The organism is Cetobacterium somerae ATCC BAA-474, assembly GCF_000479045.1.
Lineage (GTDB): Bacteria > Fusobacteriota > Fusobacteriia > Fusobacteriales > Fusobacteriaceae > Cetobacterium_A > Cetobacterium_A somerae.
This window is the reverse complement of the sequence record NZ_KI518185.1, coordinates 11,347-30,924: the sequence shown is the minus strand read 5'-3', so window position 1 is coordinate 30,924 and position 19,578 is coordinate 11,347. Positions and strand designations below refer to the sequence as shown.

Below are 19,578 nucleotides of genomic sequence, written 5' to 3'. Positions count from 1 at the left end.
AGCTTTACAAAGCTCCTTTTTCAAGTTGTAATTTTATTTTTCAAAAGTCATATCTAAATGAGGGATACCATCTTCATCATAAACCTCAGAAATTGGTTTAAATCCAATTTCACTATAGAAGTTTTTTAAATACTCTTGAGCACCAATAGTAATTTTTGTAGTATTGAAATTATTTAAAATATACTCAACACCTTTTGTGACAATGGTTTTAGCATATCCTTTACCTCTGGCATCTGGAGAAACTAAAACTCTTCCTAGAGAAGCATCTTCATATGAAACTCCAGGTTGTAAGGCTCTTAAGTAAGCCTTTATTTTTCCATTTTCTTTTATCATTATATGACTTGATGTTAAATCTTTTCCATCAATATCATTATAGATACAATTTTGTTCTACAACAAAAACTTCAGATCTTAACTTTAAAATTTCATAAAGTTCCTCTAGTGTTAATTCATTAAATTTTTTACATATTATCATATTAATACCTCCTAATAATGCCTTTTTTCATATTTTCCCACTCTTTTTCAATATTAATTCTCATTTTATAAAGAGTTTTAAGTGTAGTTTCAATTTCATCTTGAGTAATATTTTCAGTTATAACCTCAGTAGAATATTCCTCTTCTCTTTGGAGAAAAGGATAAAGTTCTGCTCCTTTTTCAGTACAATAAAGTTTTAACTCTTTTTTGTTATGCTCATCTTTTTCTTTTTTTACTAATCCATGTTCAACTAATTTTTTAATAGATTTAGCTGCAGTAGATCTATCAACCTTTAAGAGTGATGCAACTTTATCCTGAATTATTCCGGGATTTTCATAAATTCTTACAAGATATAGATATTGACCTTTTGAAAGATTAATCTCTTTAAATTCAATATCACTAATAGTTGCACAACATCGACTAATCATTCCTATTTCTCTTAGGATTTCTTTCATATAACTCACCTTTAAAAATATATTTAGATAAGTATATAATAAAATTGTGGAAAATTCAACAAAAATAAAAAATCATGTACTTTTTTGAAGGATTCGTGTATAAAAAAATAAATATCAATATTTTTATAGTAGTATATAATGTAAAAAATTAATTTAATTATTAAAAAAGGAGATAGAGTATGAAAAAGATAAATGGAATTTTACTAATATTTTTTATTTTAACAGGATGTGCTGCAACATCATATGAGGGACAACAAACAAGAGGAAATGGATTAGATATGAATTTAGTGGCTAATACAATATTAGCTACGGCATTATATAACGGATCAAACAACAACTCTTTTAACCATGATTTCGAACGTAATTTTAATAATAATTTTGGAAGTTCAAGCAGTAGTAGTTTTGGACATACGGGCAGTGGATTTAGTAATGAAATATATGGAAAAAATAAAACAGTTACAGAAACTCATAAAACAGGAACGTCAACATCAAATACTGTTGGAACTAGTAAAACTGAGACATATACACAACCATATGGTTCTAATGGAACTATGACAACTACAACAAGAAATTCAAATACAACGACTCACTCAAACTCAGTTGAAAGAACAATGACAAAAAGTAAATCTGTAGGATCAAGTGTTAGATATAACCCCTTTGGATTTTAAAAAAATAAAAAAATGTTGACATTTAAAAAAAATTAATATAAAATCTATAAAAATTAGAAAAAGGAGGAAGCACTCATGAACAAATTCAAAAACCTATTTACTATAATTATAATAATATGCTTTTGGGTTTGGATTTGACGAGTTGTTTCTCTGAAAATATTCAAGCCTTATTTTGTTTAAAAAATAAAGGCTTGAGCAATAGTTAGAAGTTTTAAGAGCTTAAGTCTACGGATTTAAGCTCTTTTTTTATATATTTTTTACTTGGAGGAGGTTAGTAATGAGAAGCGATGTTGTAACAAAGGGGTTAACAAGAGCACCACATAGGTCACTGTTTTATTCAATGGGGTTAACTGATAAGGAGATAGCTCTTCCTAAAATAGGAGTTGTCAACTCATATAATGAGTTAGTTCCAGGACATATTCATTTAAAAGAGCTTGTAGAAGAGGTGAAGGCTGGAATCTATATGTCTGGAGGAGTTCCTATGGAATTTAATACTATAGCTATTTGTGATGGGATAGCCATGGGACATGAGGGAATGAATAACTCTCTTCCAACAAGGGAGATTATAGCTGACTCTATTGAAGCAACAGTTTATGCCATGCCTTTTGATGCATTAGTTTTTATGCCTAGTTGTGATAAGGTTGTTCCAGGGATGCTAATGGCAGCTATGAGATTAAATCTTCCATCTATTTTTGTAAGTGGAGGTCCAATGCTAGCTGGGAAATTTCAAGGTAAAAAAATAGGGATATCAGATCTTTTTGAGTATGTTGGAAAAGTTCAGAATAAAGAGATGACACTAGAAGAGTTAAATGAAGCTGAGCATGAAGTTTGCAAAACATGTGGGTCATGTTCTGGAATGTATACTGCAAATACAATGAACTGTTTAACTGAAGCTTTAGGAATAGCACTTCCTGGAAATGGAACAATACCTAGTGTTTATTCAAAGAGAAAGAGACTAGCAAAAGAAACAGGAATGCAAATAATGGAGTTATTAAAAAGAGATATAAAAGCAAGAGATATTTTAAATAGAGATAGTCTATATAACTCTGTTGTGGTAGATATGGCTTTAGGTGGCTCAACAAATACTACGTTACATATTCCAGCAATAGCTTATGAAGGAGGAATAAGTTTAGATTTAAATGTCTTTGATGAAATATCTAAAAAGACAAAACAGATTGTAAAACTATCTCCTGCTAGTTCAATTTTTATAGAGGATTTTAATGAGGCTGGTGGAGTAAGTGCTGTATTAAATGTTTTAAAAAAATATAACCTTTTAAAATCAAATAATACAGTTTCATTAAGAAATATTTTAGAAGTTGCAGAAAATGGAAGAGTTTTAGATAAAGATGTCATTAGAGATTTTTCCAATCCATATTTTACTAGTGGAGGTATATCTATATTAAAAGGAAATTTAGCACCAAAAGGTGCTGTTGTAAAATCAGGTGCAGTACATCCAAGTATGTTAGTTCATAAGGGAACTGCTAAAGTATTTAATTGTGAAGAAAGTGCTACAGAGGCTATCTTAGGTGGGAATATTGAAAAGGGAGATGTAATTGTTATTAAGTATGAAGGACCTAAAGGAGGACCAGGAATGAGAGAGATGTTATCTCCAACAGGAGCTCTTTCTGGAATGGGACTAGATATGTATTGTGCTTTAATAACAGATGGAAGATTTTCAGGTGGTTCTAGAGGAGCAGCTATAGGCCATATATCACCAGAAGCTTTAGATGGTGGACTTATAGCTTACGTAAAGGATGGAGATTATATTGAAATAGATATACCCAATAAAAAACTAGAGCTATTAGTTTCTAATGAAGAGATAGAGGAAAGGAAAAAAAATATGTCTATTTTAGAAAAAAATGTAAAAAATAGAATGCTACAAAAATATATGAAGTTAGTTTCAGATGCATCAGAGGGAGCAGTTATGAAATAGGAGGAGAGTATGAAAAAAATAACAGGAGCTAAAATAGTTTTAGAAACATTAAAGTATTTAGGAGTTAAAGATATTTTTGGATATCCAGGTGGAGCTGTAATTCCTATTTATGATGCACTATATGATTTTAAAGGGATAAATCACTATATGACAAGACATGAACAAGGGGCGGTTCATAGTGCAGATGGTTATGCAAGAACTAAAAAGGTTCCTGGAGTTTGTTTAGCAACATCTGGTCCTGGAGCGACAAATTTAGTTACAGGAATAATGACTGCTCATATGGACTCTATACCCTTACTTGTTATAACAGGACAAGTGAGTACGTCATTTTTAGGAAAGGATTCTTTTCAAGAGAGTGATATTATTGGAATAACATCTCCGATTACTAAAAATAACTACTTAGTGAGAGATATATGTGATCTTCCAGAGATATTGAAAGAGGCTTATACACTATCAAAACATGGAAGACCAGGACCAGTTTTAGTAGATATTCCTAAAAATATTCAAGAACAAGTAGTTGATTACTCTTTATTTGAGATACTTTTAAAAAAGGATATTCAAGAGATGAGAAAATTTAAACCAACTTATACAGATAAAGAGATTGAGGAGTTTGAAAATTATTTTAATAGTTCAAAAAATCCAGTATTAGTAATAGGAGGAGGAGTTTTAAATGCTCGGTGTGTAGAAGAGGTAAGAGAGTTTATAAATAGAACTAAGATTCCTGTTGTTTCAACACTTATGGGTTTAGGAATATTTAATAAAGATGATAAAGGGTACTTAGGAATGATAGGTATGCATGGATTAATAGAAGCTAATAGAGCTGTTGATGAATGTGATCTATTGATATGTGTTGGAATGAGATTTGATGATAGGATAGTAGGGGATAAAAAAAGATTTTCACCAAACTCTAAAAAGATACATATAGAGTTAGATAAAGCGGAAATAAACAAAAATATAGTTGTAGATCTTCCAATTATAGGGAATGCTAAAGATATTTTTAATAGACTTTTAAAATTGGATTTAAAAGTTTATTATGAGAGTTGGAGAGAGAGTTTGGAAAAAGTTGATGTGTTTAAAGAAAGAGAACTAAACCAAATCACTACATTGAAAATGTTAAATGAAATTTTAGATGAAAATTACATTGTAGTAACTGATGTTGGTCAACATCAGATGTTTACAGCACAGCATTTAGATATAAAAAAACCATTTCAATTTTGCACATCTGGTGGAGCAGGAACAATGGGGTATGGATTACCTGCAGCAATTGGAGCTCAAATAGCTAACAGAGATAAAAAAGTATTAGCTATATTAGGTGATGGAGGGTTTCAAATGAATCAACAGGAGTTGATTTTATTAGCTCAATATAATCTACCTGTAAAAATACTTATTTTTAATAATGGAGCTTTGGGAATGGTAAAGCAGTGGCAAGAGTTATTTAATGAAAAAAGGTACTCTAGTGTAATTTTAGATGTTAATCCAGACTTTGTAAAATTAGGAAATGCTCATTTTATAGAGGGTGAAAAAATAGATAATGTAGATAATCTTAAAAGATTAAAGGAGATATTAGAAAATGATAAACCTTATTTAGTTGATATTCAAATGTCTTATAAACACAATGTCTATCCAATAATACCAGCTGGAAAATCTTATGAACATACAATTGGAGGTGAATAATCTATGGATGCCAAAAGAATTTTATTGGTTATGAAAAATAAACCTGGAGTTTTAAATAAAATATCTGGTTTATTTCAAAAAAGAGGTATTAATATAGAAAATATAACGGCTGGAGAGGGATATCCAGAGGATACTGTAAGAATGACAATAACTGGATTTTGGGATGAATACACATTAAATCAAGTTATTGTACAAGCTGAAAAATTATTTGATGTTGAGTTTATTAAAGCTTTTTCAAGAGAGAGTGTTTTTAGAGAGTTAGTTTTAATAAAAATAAAAGTTAATTCTAAAAATAGACAGGAGTTACTTCAAATATTAGATATATATAGAGGGTCAGTTGTAGATGTAGCACTTGAAAGTTTAATTGTTGAGATAACAGGAGATATTGGAAAAATAGATGGTTTTTTAAAGCTTATTAAAAATTTTAATGTTTTAGAGATAGCAAGAACAGGTGTATCAGCAATGAGTAGAGGATTAGAGGTTTAAAATAAAAATAGATATGAGGAGGAGTTGTTATGAGTTTATCAGGAAAAAAGGTTGTTGTATTTGGGTATGGGTCACAAGGGCATGCACATGCTTTAAATTTAAAAGATTGCGGTTATAATGTAAGTGTAGCATTAAGAGAGGATAGTCAAAGTTGGGATAGAGCTAAAGAGGATGGCTTTGAAGTTTTAAATTTGAAGGATGGAGCAAGAGTTGCAGATGTAGCTATGCTTTTAGTACCTGATGAAAACCAACCAGAATTATATAAAAATTACTTAAAGAGTGAGCTGAAAAATGGAGCGTTTTTAGGATTTGCTCATGGTTTTAATATTCATTATTCACAAATTACTCCAAGAGAGGATTTAAATGTGTTTATGGTTGCACCAAAGTCTCCAGGTCATAAAGTGAGAGAAAAATTTTTAGAAAAAGAGGGAGTACCTGCCTTAATCTCTGTTTATCAAGATCCGTCTAAAGAAACACTTCAATTGGCTAAAGATTGGGCTAAGGGAGTTTGTTTGAATTTAGGGGTTTTAGAAACTACCTTTAAAGATGAAACAGAAACAGATTTATTTGGAGAACAAGCTGTTTTATGTGGGGGATTAGTAGAATTAATGAAAGCAGGTTATGAAACACTATTAGATGCAGGCTATGATGAAAAATTAGCATATTTTGAATGTGTTCATGAGATGAAATTAATAGTAGATTTAATCTATTCAAAAGGGTTTGCAGCAATGAGAGAATCGATTTCAAATACTGCTGAATATGGAGACTATACAACTGGAAAAAAGATTGTTACAAAAGAGAGTAGAGAGAATATGAAAGAAGTTTTAGAGGATATTAGAAATGGAAGATTCGCTAAAGATTTTATTTTAGAAGGGCAAGCGGGATATCCAATTTTAAAAACTATGAGAAATAGATGTAAAGATGAAAAAATTGAAGTTGTTGGAAATGAATTAAGAGAGATGATGTTTAAAAAATAAAAAAAGACAGATCACAGACACAGTTCTGTGATTTTTATTTGCCATAACATAAAAAACCTATAATCATAAATTAAGAAAAATAAATTCAAATAAAGATAAAAAGGATTATAAAATAAATTTTTGAATATATTTACAACATAGTTAGTATAAAAAGGAGGTAGATAGTTATGAAATTTTTAAATACTGTAAATTTAAACTATATAAACAAAAGTAATAACAGTCGAAGAAAAATTTATTTTAATAGAAACAAATTAACTAATTCTTTAGAAAATTATATTATCTACCTTATATTTTTATTATCAACTATATTTTGTCTTTTTTATGGATAAAACTAATGGTTTAAAGGAGGAATAATATGGGAAGCTATAGTTATGACAACGGCAAAAACTCTGGTGAAATTGATAAAAAAACAAAAATTTTAGAAAAAGCTATACCTAAAGAAAACACCATATTTTATACAACATTTTTAATTATTTTTGTCATTTTATCAATAATTGGTTTGGACAAAATTACTTTTGAAAAAGCTACGACAAATCTTCTTGATTCTATAATTACAAACTTTGGATTTTTATATTTAATCATTGTACTTGTAATAGCATTAGTTTGTTTATTTCTATGTTGTAGTAGTTATGGAAATATAAAACTTGGAAAAGATAATTCTAAACCTGAGTACTCTAACCTTTCTTGGTTTTCTATGCTTTTTTCTGCAGGAATGGGAGTAGGATTAGTGTTCTTTGGAGTAGCTGAACCAATGACTCATTATGCTTATCCAATAGGAGGGATAGATGGCGGAACTAAAGAGGCAATAGATTTTGCTTTTAAAACATCATTTTTTCATTGGGGTATTCATCCTTGGGCAATTTATAGTTTTTTAGCATTGGCAATGGCATATTTTCAATTTAGAAAGGGAGAAAAAGGACTTATAAGTTCTCTCTTTTCACCTATTTTAAAAGGGAAATCCTATGAAAAAAAAGTGAAAACTATAATAGATATAATCGCAATTTTAGCTACAATAACTGGTGTTGCAACAACTTTAGGGTTAGGAGCCTTACAAATAAATAGTGGATTAAACTATCTTTTTAATATACCAAATAGCATATTAAGCCAAATAGTTATAATAACTATTGTAACAGTTATATTTATAGCTTCAGCTTTGGGATCTTTAGATAAAGGCATAAAAATACTTTCAAATATAAATGTATTAATATCTGTTGTATTACTATTAATGGTTATTATATTAGGACCTACTATATCGATATTTAATGTTTTTTCTGAAAATTTAGGAAACTATTTAAATAACTTTTTAAAAATTAGTTTAAAAACAAATAGTTTCGGTGATAATAAATGGATGTCAGCATGGACAATATTTTATTGGTCTAACTGGGTTGCATGGACACCTTTTGTTGGAACTTTTATTGCTAGAATATCAAAGGGAAGAACTATAAGAGAGTTTGTAATTGGAGTAGTTATAATACCATCTATTGTTTCTTTTATTTGGTTTTCAGCCTTTGGAACTTTAGGTATAACTCTTGGAAAAGAGTTTGCAACAGTGGCAGTGGAAAATACAGAAACAGCATTATTCTTAGTTTTTGGTCAATATAGATTTGGAGCCTTAATGAGTGGAATAGCAATACTGTTATTAGGATCATTTTTTATAACTTCAGCTGATTCTGCTACATATGTTTTAGGAATGATGAGTTCAGATGGAGATTTAAATCCTCCAAGTTATAAAAAGTTAATATGGGGTATTACACAATCTCTTCTGGCCATAGCTCTAATATTTGCTGGAGGATTAAATATGCTTAAAACCGCTTCAATTATAATAGCTTTTCCATTATTGATTTTATTTCCAATAATGATATTTACAATGTTTTACTCTTTAAAAAGAGACATGTATATAAAAAAACAAATTGCTTTAAGAAATGAACTTCGAAAGATGTCTTTAGAAGAGATTAATGATCTTTCAGATGCAATTAAGAGTATAAAAAAATAAAATATATCCTAAAAAAAGAGGTCTAAGTTTATTAAGACCTCTTTTTTATATAATTACTTTTTAATCTCTTTTGGAAAATTAGTGATTATTCTTGTAACACCCATATCTTTTAATATTTTAGCATCTTTAGAAGAATTAACAGTCCAAACATTAATATCTATATTTTTAGAGTTTAGGTAATTAACATCTTTTTGATTAAGAAAACTTTTGCTAGGATGATATCCATCTATGTTAAAACCTAAATTTTCAATATATTTATCTAAATTAACAAGAGCACTTTCTAAAAGAATACCCACCTTAATAGAGCTATCTAACTCTTTTAAATTTTTTAAAAGATTATGGCTAAAAGATGAAACGATAATATTTTTATTCGGATATCTTTTAATTATTTCTAGAACTTTATTTTCAGTACCTCTTTCAACAGAGTGCTCCTCTTTTAATTCAATATTAATAAGTTTATCATCTGGAATAATATCTAAAGTTTCCTCTAAAGTTGGAATTTGTTCTCCTTTAAATTTATCACTAAACCAACTTCCTACATCTAATTTTTTTAGCTCTTCCAATGTATAATCTCTTAAATGTCCTTGACCGTTACTAGTTCTTTCTAAAGTCCAATCATGAAATACAACAATTTTCCCATCTTTTGTTTGTTGAACGTCAAACTCGAAACCATCACATCCATCAATTAAAGCTTTTTTAAATGCTGCAATTGTATTTTCAGGCGCAGTTCCAGATGCACCTCTATGTGCTAATATTTCCATATTTCCTCCTAGAATAAGTTTGTATAAATTCAAGGTCATTATATTTTTTTTATATTAACTTGTCAAATTAGTTTACAAGTTTTAAACAATACTTTTTCTTATATTTATAAAAGTATCGTAATATGCAACTTGACCACCAATATCAGAGGAAAGACTATTTGTTAAAAAATTTGGATTGCCCTGTTTTTTACTCCATTGCATAAAAATATAAGCTTCATCTTTTTTTAAATTTGAATCAATTTTTACTTGGGATAAAATACTTCCATTTTGAGATGAAACAATAACTATCTCCCCCTCCTGAAAGTTTTCAATATTTTTTGTTGATAGATATATACTTGATATACCATCAATATCTCCAATATGTTGGTTAAATAAAGAATCTTTACAATGAGGTGTCACAAGTCTAATTGGATACTCATCACTTCCTTTTGTTGCTTTCATAAAAATAGGCATTGGTTCAAATCCATCTGCTAAAGCTGTTTCACTATAAATTTCAATTTTTTCTGATGGTGTTTTAAACTTTTTATCTTCCCAAGCAATATATCCTTTTTCTATATTTAAATCTTGTTTTTTTAAATCCTCAACATTTATGTTTAAAGGTGCTAAAACTTTATTTAAATACTCTGTTTTAGAAACTTGTGGATAATTTTTTAAATCTAAAATTTTTGCTAACTCCTTAAAAAACTCAAACTCCTCCATTCTATAATCTAAGGGTTCAACAACCTTTTCATTATACATTAAAGATGGCATAAGCATAGATGAGTATATAATATCTTCACTTTCAAGTGTGTTTGTAACAGGAATTATAAGATCACTGTTTTTTGCAGTATCAGTTAAAAACATATCAAAACACACTTTTAAAGGTATAGACTTGTAAGCCTCTAAAGTTTTATTTAAATTTGGAAGTTGATTTAAAGGATTAGCTTTACTTATAAAAATAGCTTTAATTTCATTTTCTGCAACAAACTCACTAAATTTTGTAATTGGAAACTCGCGAGAGTTTTTAGCAAAGTTTGAACTTTTATAAGGATCTCTATCTAACACTTGAGGATAAATCTTACTAGAATAGAAAACACCAGTTCCACTTTTTCCAACATTTCCTGTTATGCTCATTAAAGCGTCAATAGCTCTTACACTATTTCCACCATTAACATATCTTTGTAATCCATATCCAATAAAAGTCATAATGTTTCCAAGAGATATATAATCTAAAAGTTTTGTTATTGTATCTTTAGTGATGCCACAATCTAACAGAAGTTCATCTAAAGTTATAGTATCAAGATACTCTTTAAAGGTTTCAAAACCAACTATATTATTTTTAGAAAAATTATAATCAACTAGGTTGTGTTCAAAAGCCATTTTACAAAGTGCTAGAGCTAAAGCTCCATCACTTCCACTTTTAACATTAATATGTAAATCACTTATTACGGAAGTTTCATTTGTTCTAAAATCAATTGTTATAATTTTAACTCCTAATTTTTTCATTTCAATTAATTTTTTATACAGATGAACTGATGTTATCGCTGGATTTCTAGACCAAAGAATTATAACTTTAGCATTTTTCATATCATCTAAATCACTTGTCTTTCTTCCTCCAAAATCGTAATCATGAGCAGCACATCCTGCAGACCAACAAGTTCCTCCGCTAGCTGTTGAAATTCCTCCTAAAAAATTAAAAAATATATCATGTATTCCTTTTAAAAGTCCTCCAGCTCCAGATTCACTATAGTGGATAATAGAGTTTGTAGAGTTACTATTTTTTATTTCACTCAATCTATTTTTTAAAATATCTAAAGCTTCTTCAAAAGAGATCTCTTTAAATCCCTCTCCTACTTTTAAAAGTGGTTTTAAAATTCTATTTTCATCATAAAGACGGTTTAAATGTTTAAGACCCTTAGAACATAAAAAACCATCTGTTAAATTATGCTCCTTATTTCCCTGAAGCTTAACCACTTTTCCATTTTCTTTATATACATCAATTTTACATACATCAAAACAATCAAGAGAACAACTATTTTTAAATATTTCCATTAAAAATCCTCCTAAAAAATAAATAAATTATATCATATTTTTAAAAAAAATGTTATGATGAAAGGATGAGAAAAAATTAAGGAGGAACACGTGAAACAACAGGAATTAACTCTACATAATGGAGACATTAAAAAATTACTTATAAAATATTCTATTCCTGCAATAATTAGTATGCTTGTAAGTGCCCTATATAATGTGGTTGATAGAATTTTTATAGGAAATATGGATGAGATTGGAGCTTTGGCTATTACTGGAGTTGGAATAACAATGCCAATAGTAACAATTGTATTAGCTTTTTCAATGTTAATAGGAATAGGAGCTACTGCAAACATTTCTATAAAACTGGGAGAACAAAAAAGAGATAGTGCTGAAAAAATAATGGGAAACATTATTACACTTTCAATAATTTTAGGAGTAATAATTACAGTTCTAGGAACAATATATAGAGATCCTATTTTAAAAGCTTTTGGAGCAAGTGAAAGTACTTTAAAATATGCAAGAGAGTATATAACTATTATTTTATACGGTACAGTTTTTAATATTATGGGATATGCATTGAACAGTACGATTAGAGCTGATGGTAATCCAAAGATATGTTCAGCAATAATGGTATTTAGCTGTTTTGTTAATATAGTTCTAGATCCAATATTTATATTTACTTTAGGTTTAGGTATAAAAGGAGCTGCGTATGCAACTGTACTTTCTCAAGTTATGACAGCACTACTTTCTTACGTATATTATATGAGTAAAAAATCTGATTTAAAAATAAAAAAAGAGAATCTAATGCTAAACCTTGATATTGTTAAACTTATATTTGCTATAGGAATATCACCATTCACAATGCAATTAGCAACAAGTATGGTACAGGTTGTAAATAATAATGCTTTGAAAACTCATGGTGGAGATTTAGCAATTGGAGCAATGGCCACAGTGAATGCAGTAGCGCTACTTTGTTTCATGCCAGTGTTTGGAATATCTCAAGGAGCCCAACCTATAATTGGATATAATTTTGGAGCTAAGCAATATGGAAGAATGGAAGAGGCTTATAAAATAGCGACATGGACTGGAGTAGTAATATTTTCTATCGCATTATTCTTAGTTGAGGTTTTCCCTGCAACAATAGTTGGATTATTTAATAAAAATCCAGATATAATGGCAATATCTATTCATGGAATGAGAATCTATTTAATGGCTATGCCCGCAATTGCTTTAGGAATGGCAGGAAGTAATTACTTCTTAGCAATAGGTGAGGGAAAAGCAGCAATGTTTTTAAGTTTACTAAGACAAGTAATCTTATTGATACCACTAATTATGATTTTCTCAAAAGCTTATGGATTAACAGGTATCTGGTTAGCTCAGCCAATATGTGATATAATTGCAGCAATAGTAACAGTTCTAATGGTAGGAAAAAATCTTAATAAATATAATGGTGGTTCACAATTCTCACTATTTAAAATTAGAGTTTATGAATAAAAAATATTAATAAAAATTTGAAGGGACCTATTTTTCTGTAAAAAGAAAAATAGGTCCTTTTTTCAAGAACCTATTTTCCACACACACACACACTTTATTATACATTATAAGGAAACAATGTACTGGTTGTAGTATATATCAGATTAATAATTTACACAAATATAATAATTATATGACATGGATATATAAAAAATAATATAGCTATTTAAAAAAGGAAAAATATTTAAATATAAGTATAATAGAGTAAATTCATTACAAAAGAGGGGATATATGAAAAGCGAAAATAGTGTTGTAAAAAAAATAATTATGGGAGTTATTTTAATTTTAATTTTAGCCATAGGATTTATAATGTTTCCTTGGAACATTTGAGGGGTGTGAAAAATTTAAAATAAACTTGTTGACAAAAACTAGAAAATATAATAAATATTAGTATGAGGTTAATTCCTCTTTATAAACTTAAAGGAGATTGAAATGGCTAACGGAAGAATGAACTTTGATCAATTTGAAGATGATGAAATGAACTACATTCCAAGAGAATTCACAAAATGTGGAACTAAGGAGGACAAAAAGAAAATTCCAAAAATGAAAAAAGAGGTAAAGGAAAAAATAAAAACTAAAGTGGTGAATGATAAGAAAAAGCTATATGAGTTTATAAATGATGAAGATTAAAAATATAGATTTTAACAGCTGGCTTAGCCAGCTTTTTATATTTAATTTTAAAATAATTGAGGAGGTTAATTATGTATAATTCAATTGAGATTTCTACAAAAAATAGTTTTCTAAGAAAAGTTTTTATGCAAATGTTCTTAGGGCTTTTAATTACAGGAGGTGTTTCTTGGTATGTTGTCCAAAGTCAACCGTTAATATCTTTTGTAGCTAACTATATGACTTTTATAATAGTAGCAGAGTTGTTATTAGTTCTTGGTATAAACTTTGGTATAAATAAGATAAGTAGTGGAACTGCAAAACTTTTATTTATAGCGTATTCAGCTATGAACGGTTTAGTTCTTTCTGTAGTTATGTTAATCTACAATCCATATTCTATTCTTTATGTTTTAGGAGTTACATCTCTTATATTTGTTGGAATGACAATTTATGGATTAAAAACAAAAGAGGATCTTTCATCATATGATGGTTTCTTTAAAGGAGGATTAATTGCTTTAGTAATTGTCTCTCTCCTAAATCTATTCTTAAAAATATCAATTCTTGGATGGTTTATATCTGTATGTGCAGTAGTACTATTTACAGCTCTAATTGCTTATGATATAAATAGAATTGTAAAAATATTCCAATCTAATGATTTAACAGAGGAAGATTATAATAAGTTTTCAACTATTGGAGCTTTAATGCTTTACTTAGACTTTGTAAACTTATTCCTAAATCTTTTAAGATTATTTGGTAAAAGAAATAACTAATAAAAAAATGGACTAAATTTAGTCCATTTTTTTAATTTTCATTCCAATTTGTTTTTGCTATTATTTCTTGAATTAACTCATGCCCCATATTTGGGTGAATAGTCTCTTCATGAGATATTGTAACAATTGACATCGCCATAGCGAACTTAACAGTCTCTTTTATAGGAAGGTCATGCATATAACCAAATCCTAATCCTGCAACAAAAGAATCTCCTGCTCCTGTAACATTTTTAACTGTAACTCCAGTAGCTTTTAATGTTCCACTCTCTACTCCGTTAGTATAGTAAATTCCATCGGCATCTAAACTTATAAATACATTTTTAATTCCTAAAGATAAAAAGTGAGTTCCTACTTTTTCTAAGTCCTCTCTAGTATTAATTTTAATACCAGATAAAACTTCAGCTTCAACTCTATTAGGCTTTATTGTATGGAAATATTTTATAAGATGTTTAACCTTTTCAGCTTTTGTTGAAGAGATTGGGTCTAAGATGAAATTTGTTTTTCCTTGAAACTTAGTTAATAGGTACTCTAAGTTCTCTGGATCATCAGCATCTAAGAATGTAAATGCAGCATTTTCTATCATAGGTGCTTTCGAGTCTATAAAATCAGTTGTCATAGCACTTATACTATCTAAGTCTGCTACTGCTGAAACCATCTCTCCGCTCTCATCTAAAATAGCCATGTACGTTGGTGTGCTTTTTCCTTCTAAAACTAAAGAATTTCTCATATCATATCCAATTTTTAAAGAGTGAGTTAACATTGAACGTCCGATCTCATCATCTCCTATGATAGATATGAACTTAGTTTTAACTCCAACTCTAGCCATATTTTCAGCTATATTTCTTGAAACTCCTCCGAAAGATATTTTTATCTTTCCTGGAATAGAATCGCAGGCTTTATATGATGAGTTGCAAAAACCAAACATATCAACAACAGAAGCTCCAAAAACTAGTATATATTTTTGTCCGCTTAGACAATCTTGCATTACAAATTCCTCCTAAATATAAAAAAAATAAATAAATATATTTTAACAGATTTTTTACAAAAGTCAAAGATTAAAATTGTACAATAAAACTTAATTTTATACTTGTTCCCTTTTTAGCGAATAAATGCTATAATAAACAATTGAATAAAGTTAAAATCGAAGGAGAATATGTGAATAATTTTAATAATTTAAATGTTAATAAAAATATAATAGAACTTTTAAGTAAGATGGGAATTAAAGAGCCAACTGATATACAAAAAGAGGGAATTCCACCAATATTAAATGGTAAAGATGTCATAGCTCAAGCAGCTACAGGAAGTGGAAAAACTTTAGCTTTTATAATACCTATTATACAAAACTTAGGTGGAAATGGGAAATTACCACAAAGTTTAATAATAACTCCAACAAGAGAGTTAGCAATCCAGATTGCAGAAGAGTGCGAAAAAATAAATTACGATAATAAAAAAATTATGCTAGCTTATGGTGGTAGAGAGATAGCTGGTCAAATAGAAACTTTAAAATCTGGAGTTGATATTGTTATTGGAACTCCTGGAAGGTTAGTTGATTTAATAGAAAGAAAAGCAATTGATCTATCTAAAATAAAAACATTAGTTTTAGATGAGGTTGATCAAATTCTTATGATGGGATTCAGAAATGAGATTGATAAAGTTATTGAAGTTTGTAGTAGAAAAAGACAAACTCTTTGTTTCTCTGCAACAATAGATTCTACAGTTAAGAAGATAGCTTATAGAATAACAAAAGAACCATTAAATATTGTTATTGAAAGTAAAGAGAATAAACTAGCAAATATAAATCAGCATATTATAAAAACATCAGATAGAAGAAAATTAGATACTCTTTGTTCTCTATTAAATGATACAAATCCATTTATGGGAATTATTTTCTGTAGAACTAAAGTTAGAGTTGATAGTTTAGAAGAGGAGTTATCATCTAGAGGATACTCTTGTCAAAAACTACATAGTGATATACCTCAAGCTAAAAGAGAGAAAATAATGAAAGCATTTAAAGATGTAGAGTTTCAATTTTTAGTTGCAACAGATGTTGCAGCAAGAGGAGTAGATATCACTGGAGTAACTCATATATTTAACTATGATATTACAGAGGATGTTGAAAGTTATATCCATAGAATTGGAAGAACTGGTAGAGCTGGAGAAAAAGGAGAATCATACCTTTTTGTTACAGATAGAAATGAAAGTATGTTAAAAGATATTGAAAATACAATTGGATTCTCTATTCCTGAAATGGAGATAGAGTTTGCTCAAGGAGTTATGTCTACATTAGAGCTACCTAAAAAGAAGTACAATAAGAAAATAAACGCAAGAACAAAAAATATAGAAGAGCAAAAAAAGCGTTACAGAAGATAAAAATGAAACTAAAAGAAGGGGGATACATAAAAAATGGAAAGAATTCAAAAACAGATGGCATTTTTATTTGAAATTGATAAAGTGAAGGATATTTTTAGACAATCACTTGTTGTAAATGGAAAAAGAGAGGAAAATGATGCAGAGCACAGTTGGCATATGGCTTTAGTTGCTTTGACAATAAAAGAGTACTTTCAAGGAGAGGTCAATTTAGAAAGATCTCTGAAAATGATTTTAATCCATGATTTAGTTGAGATATACGCTGGGGATACTCCCGCTTTTGGTGAAGTAAGACCTGATAAAGCTGACGATGAGTTAAAAGCTGCAGTTAAACTTTTCTCTCTCCTACCAGATGATCAAAAAGATGAGTTTTTAAACCTTTGGTTAGAGTTTGAAGAGTGTGAAAGTAATGAAGCTAAATTTGCAAATGTTTGTGATAGATATCAAGGATTTATGCAAAACTTAACTTCTGATGGACATACTTGGAAGAAATTTAACGCTCCTATGGAGAGAGTTTTAAAAAGAGCTGAAGTTATAAAAATCTATGTTCCTGAACTATATGAAAAAGTTATGTTACCTGAGTTTTTAAAGTATCAGGAGAGGGGAATTATAAAGTAAAAAATACATGAAGTTTATTGATTTTTCTCTTTTCATGTGATATTATTAAAAAGTATTAATTAATGAGCAAGGTAGAGTGACCGAGTGGCTAAGGAGCACGCCTGGAACGCGTGTAGAGCGTAAGCTTCGTGGGTTCGAGTCCCACCTCTATCGCCATATTTTTACATTTTTTTAAAATAAATACAAAAAAATATACATAAAGTATTGACATTTAAGGGTTTACTGAGTATAATCGGTTTAAAGATACCATAAATAAAGGGTTTTCAACTTTTTGGTTTCTTGCATACTATATTCTATAATAGTTCAAGGAGGGTAACAATGACTAAAAAAGAGTTTATCGATTTATTTGCAAAAACAGGTGAATACACTAAAAAAGATGCAGAGAAGGCAGTTAAGTTATTTTTAGATTTAGTTGAACAAAAGTTAGTTGAAGGTGAACCAGTATCATTTATAGGATGGGGAAAATTTGAAGTAGTTACTAGAGCAGCAAGACACGTAAGAAACCCACAAACAGGTAAGAAAATGAAATTAAAAGAGAAAAAAGTTGTTAAATTTAGAGTTGGAAAAACTTTAGAGGAAAAAATAGTATAATTACAAAATGCTTCGAATACAATTCTTTTGAAGAATATCATTCGGAGCTTTTTTATTTAAAAAGAGGTGTAAAGTGAAAGTCGTTATAAACAATATTAATGTTTCTATTGAAAAGAATCAAACCCTTGAACTTAAAAAAGAGATCATTAAAAGAGGAATAAAAGAAGAGAATATAGAAAAAATAGAGTATTCAAAAAGATCAATAGATAGTAGAAAAAAAACTGATATAAAATTTGTTTACAATATAGAGGTTACATTAAAAAATGATGTAGATATCTCATCTCTAACAAATGTAAATCCATTTAAAGAGAATGAGGAAGTAAACTATAAAGCAAAAGATGGAATAGAAAGAGTTGCTGTTATAGGAGCTGGACCAGCTGGACTTTTTGCTGCTCTTAGACTTTGTGAACTTGGAATAAAGCCTATAGTTTATGAACGTGGAGAAAAAGTTGACGATAGAGATAAAACTATTGATGAATTTATAAAATTTAGTATGCTTAATCCTAATTCAAATATTCAATTTGGAGAGGGTGGAGCAGGAACATATTCAGACGGAAAGTTAAACACTAGAGTAAAAAGTGGATATATGAATAAAATATTTTTAGAGTTAGTTGCTAATGGTGCCCAAGAACAAATACTTTGGGATTATAAACCACATGTAGGAACTGATGTATTAAAGGTAGTAGTAAAAAATTTAAGAGAAAAAATTATAAATTTAGGTGGAGAGTTTCATTTTAACACTTTAATAAAGGATGTTATAATTTTAGATGGAAAAGTAAAAGGTATAAAGATTCAAAATCTGAAATCACCAATCTTAGTAGAAGAGAATGTTTTATTTGATCATGTAATATTAGCTATAGGACATTCATCGAGAGATACTTATAGAATGCTTCATAAACATGGTGTTTTTATGGAAAATAAACCTTTTGCCATAGGAGCAAGAATCGAACATCCAAGAGTGGATATAGATACAATGCAGTATGGTAAGATGTGTTCTCACCCAAATTTAGAAGCTGCAACATATAGCTTAACTTATAACAATAGAGATGAAGAAAGAGGAGTATTTTCATTTTGTATGTGTCCAGGTGGTGTAATTGTAAACGCTGCTTCTCAAGAGGGAGGGACACTTGTTAATGGAATGAGTTACTCTCAAAGAGATGGTAGATTTTCTAACTCAGCACTTGTTGTAGGAGTTAAAGCTAATGAGTTTGGAGATGAACTTTTCTCAGGAATGGAATATCAAGATCAACTTGAAAAGAAAACTTATGATATAATTGGAAATTACGGAGCACTATATCAAAATACTCTTGATTTCTTGAAAGGGAAAACTACAAATAGAAAGATTGAGTCTAGTTATGAGATGGAATTGAAAAGCTATGACTTAAATAATCTTTTCCCAGAGGTAATATCTAAGAATATGAAAATGGCTATGGGGTATTGGGAAAAAACACAAAGAAACTTTATAAGTGAGCATGCAAATTTAATAGGACCAGAAACTAGAACATCTGCTCCTGTAAAAGTTACAAGAAATGAGTTTGGAGAATCAGTAAATACAAAAGGTCTTTATCCAATAGGAGAGGGAGCTGGATACGCAGGTGGAATTATAAGTGCTGCCATTGATGGTTTTAAAGTAGTGGACTTAGCCTTTGCAACACTTTAACAT

Annotated in this window: 19 protein-coding genes and 1 tRNA gene; 15 read left to right on the top strand and 5 right to left on the bottom strand. The window is 29.2% G+C overall.

Going from position 1 to position 19,578, the window contains the following annotated elements; translation table 11 throughout:
• Positions 1-33: 33 nt before the first annotated feature.
• A complete protein-coding gene (locus HMPREF0202_RS10205; RefSeq protein WP_023050715.1) occupies positions 34-474 on the bottom strand; it encodes a GNAT family N-acetyltransferase in 441 nt (146 codons plus the stop codon).
• A gap of 1 nt (position 475) precedes the next feature.
• Entirely contained in the window at positions 476-928 is a 453-nt protein-coding gene (locus tag HMPREF0202_RS10200; protein ID WP_023050714.1) for a MarR family winged helix-turn-helix transcriptional regulator, read from the bottom strand.
• A gap of 179 nt (positions 929-1,107) precedes the next feature.
• Between HMPREF0202_RS10200 and HMPREF0202_RS10195 the strand changes: the two genes are divergently transcribed.
• From HMPREF0202_RS10195 to HMPREF0202_RS10170, 7 genes are all read left to right on the top strand, one after another.
• Positions 1,108-1,596, top strand: a complete 489-nt coding sequence (locus HMPREF0202_RS10195; protein WP_023050713.1) for a hypothetical protein — start codon at positions 1,108-1,110, stop codon at positions 1,594-1,596.
• Positions 1,597-1,873: 277 nt separating this feature from the next.
• Complete coding sequence (ilvD, locus tag HMPREF0202_RS10190) at positions 1,874-3,529, top strand: dihydroxy-acid dehydratase (RefSeq protein WP_023050712.1); 1,656 nt, start codon at positions 1,874-1,876, stop codon at positions 3,527-3,529.
• 9 nt (positions 3,530-3,538) lie between these two features.
• On the top strand, positions 3,539-5,203 hold the full coding sequence (ilvB, locus tag HMPREF0202_RS10185) for a biosynthetic-type acetolactate synthase large subunit (RefSeq protein WP_023050711.1): 1,665 nt from the start codon (positions 3,539-3,541) through the stop codon (positions 5,201-5,203).
• 3 nt (positions 5,204-5,206) lie between these two features.
• Positions 5,207-5,689 (top strand): acetolactate synthase small subunit, encoded by a 483-nt coding sequence (gene ilvN / locus HMPREF0202_RS10180; RefSeq protein WP_023050710.1) that lies wholly within the window; start codon positions 5,207-5,209, stop codon positions 5,687-5,689.
• A 29-nt stretch (positions 5,690-5,718) separates the two neighbouring features.
• Positions 5,719-6,666 (top strand): ketol-acid reductoisomerase, encoded by a 948-nt coding sequence (ilvC, locus tag HMPREF0202_RS10175; protein ID WP_023050709.1) that lies wholly within the window; start codon positions 5,719-5,721, stop codon positions 6,664-6,666.
• 167 nt (positions 6,667-6,833) lie between these two features.
• Complete coding sequence (locus HMPREF0202_RS15120; protein WP_023050708.1) at positions 6,834-6,995, top strand: hypothetical protein; 162 nt, start codon at positions 6,834-6,836, stop codon at positions 6,993-6,995.
• Between the two features lie 26 nt (positions 6,996-7,021).
• A complete protein-coding gene (locus HMPREF0202_RS10170; protein WP_023050707.1) occupies positions 7,022-8,659 on the top strand; it encodes a BCCT family transporter in 1,638 nt (545 codons plus the stop codon).
• A gap of 53 nt (positions 8,660-8,712) precedes the next feature.
• Here HMPREF0202_RS10170 and HMPREF0202_RS10165 read toward each other — a convergent pair whose 3' ends face one another.
• Both HMPREF0202_RS10165 and HMPREF0202_RS10160 read right to left on the bottom strand, forming a co-directional pair.
• Positions 8,713-9,420 (bottom strand): glycerophosphodiester phosphodiesterase, encoded by a 708-nt coding sequence (locus HMPREF0202_RS10165; protein WP_040407221.1) that lies wholly within the window; start codon positions 9,418-9,420, stop codon positions 8,713-8,715.
• An 81-nt stretch (positions 9,421-9,501) separates the two neighbouring features.
• Complete coding sequence (locus HMPREF0202_RS10160) at positions 9,502-11,451, bottom strand: molybdopterin-dependent oxidoreductase (protein ID WP_023050705.1); 1,950 nt, start codon at positions 11,449-11,451, stop codon at positions 9,502-9,504.
• Positions 11,452-11,541: 90 nt separating this feature from the next.
• Between HMPREF0202_RS10160 and HMPREF0202_RS10155 the strand changes: the two genes are divergently transcribed.
• The 3 genes from HMPREF0202_RS10155 to HMPREF0202_RS10145 all read left to right on the top strand — a co-directional run bounded on the left by HMPREF0202_RS10155 (position 11,542) and on the right by HMPREF0202_RS10145 (position 14,339).
• Positions 11,542-12,924: an MATE family efflux transporter gene (locus HMPREF0202_RS10155; protein WP_023050704.1), complete on the top strand. Its 1,383-nt coding sequence runs from the start codon at positions 11,542-11,544 to the stop codon at positions 12,922-12,924.
• Positions 12,925-13,395: 471 nt separating this feature from the next.
• Complete coding sequence (locus HMPREF0202_RS10150; protein WP_023050703.1) at positions 13,396-13,593, top strand: hypothetical protein; 198 nt, start codon at positions 13,396-13,398, stop codon at positions 13,591-13,593.
• 71 nt (positions 13,594-13,664) lie between these two features.
• Positions 13,665-14,339, top strand: a complete 675-nt coding sequence (locus tag HMPREF0202_RS10145; RefSeq protein ID WP_023050702.1) for a Bax inhibitor-1/YccA family protein — start codon at positions 13,665-13,667, stop codon at positions 14,337-14,339.
• 31 nt (positions 14,340-14,370) lie between these two features.
• Here the strand turns inward: HMPREF0202_RS10145 and HMPREF0202_RS10140 are convergent, their stop codons facing one another.
• Positions 14,371-15,324, bottom strand: coding sequence for a carbohydrate kinase family protein (locus HMPREF0202_RS10140; RefSeq protein ID WP_023050701.1), 954 nt, complete (start codon positions 15,322-15,324; stop codon positions 14,371-14,373).
• A gap of 170 nt (positions 15,325-15,494) precedes the next feature.
• On the opposite strand from HMPREF0202_RS10140, the gene HMPREF0202_RS10135 reads away from it, so the two are divergent.
• The 5 genes from HMPREF0202_RS10135 (at position 15,495) to HMPREF0202_RS10115 (ending at position 19,575) form a co-directional block, all read left to right on the top strand.
• The gene (locus HMPREF0202_RS10135) at positions 15,495-16,709 is read left to right on the top strand and encodes a DEAD/DEAH box helicase (RefSeq protein WP_211231175.1); all 1,215 of its coding nucleotides are present in this window, start codon (positions 15,495-15,497) and stop codon (positions 16,707-16,709) included.
• Positions 16,710-16,742: 33 nt separating this feature from the next.
• Positions 16,743-17,324 carry an HD domain-containing protein gene (locus HMPREF0202_RS10130; protein ID WP_023050699.1) on the top strand — a complete coding sequence of 194 codons (582 nt, stop codon included), beginning with the start codon at positions 16,743-16,745 and terminating at the stop codon, positions 17,322-17,324.
• A gap of 70 nt (positions 17,325-17,394) precedes the next feature.
• Positions 17,395-17,480, top strand: a tRNA-Ser gene (locus HMPREF0202_RS10125).
• Between the two features lie 162 nt (positions 17,481-17,642).
• The gene (locus HMPREF0202_RS10120) at positions 17,643-17,915 is read left to right on the top strand and encodes an HU family DNA-binding protein (protein WP_023050698.1); all 273 of its coding nucleotides are present in this window, start codon (positions 17,643-17,645) and stop codon (positions 17,913-17,915) included.
• Between the two features lie 73 nt (positions 17,916-17,988).
• On the top strand, positions 17,989-19,575 hold the full coding sequence (locus tag HMPREF0202_RS10115) for an NAD(P)/FAD-dependent oxidoreductase (RefSeq protein ID WP_023050697.1): 1,587 nt from the start codon (positions 17,989-17,991) through the stop codon (positions 19,573-19,575).
• Positions 19,576-19,578: the final 3 nt, after the last annotated feature.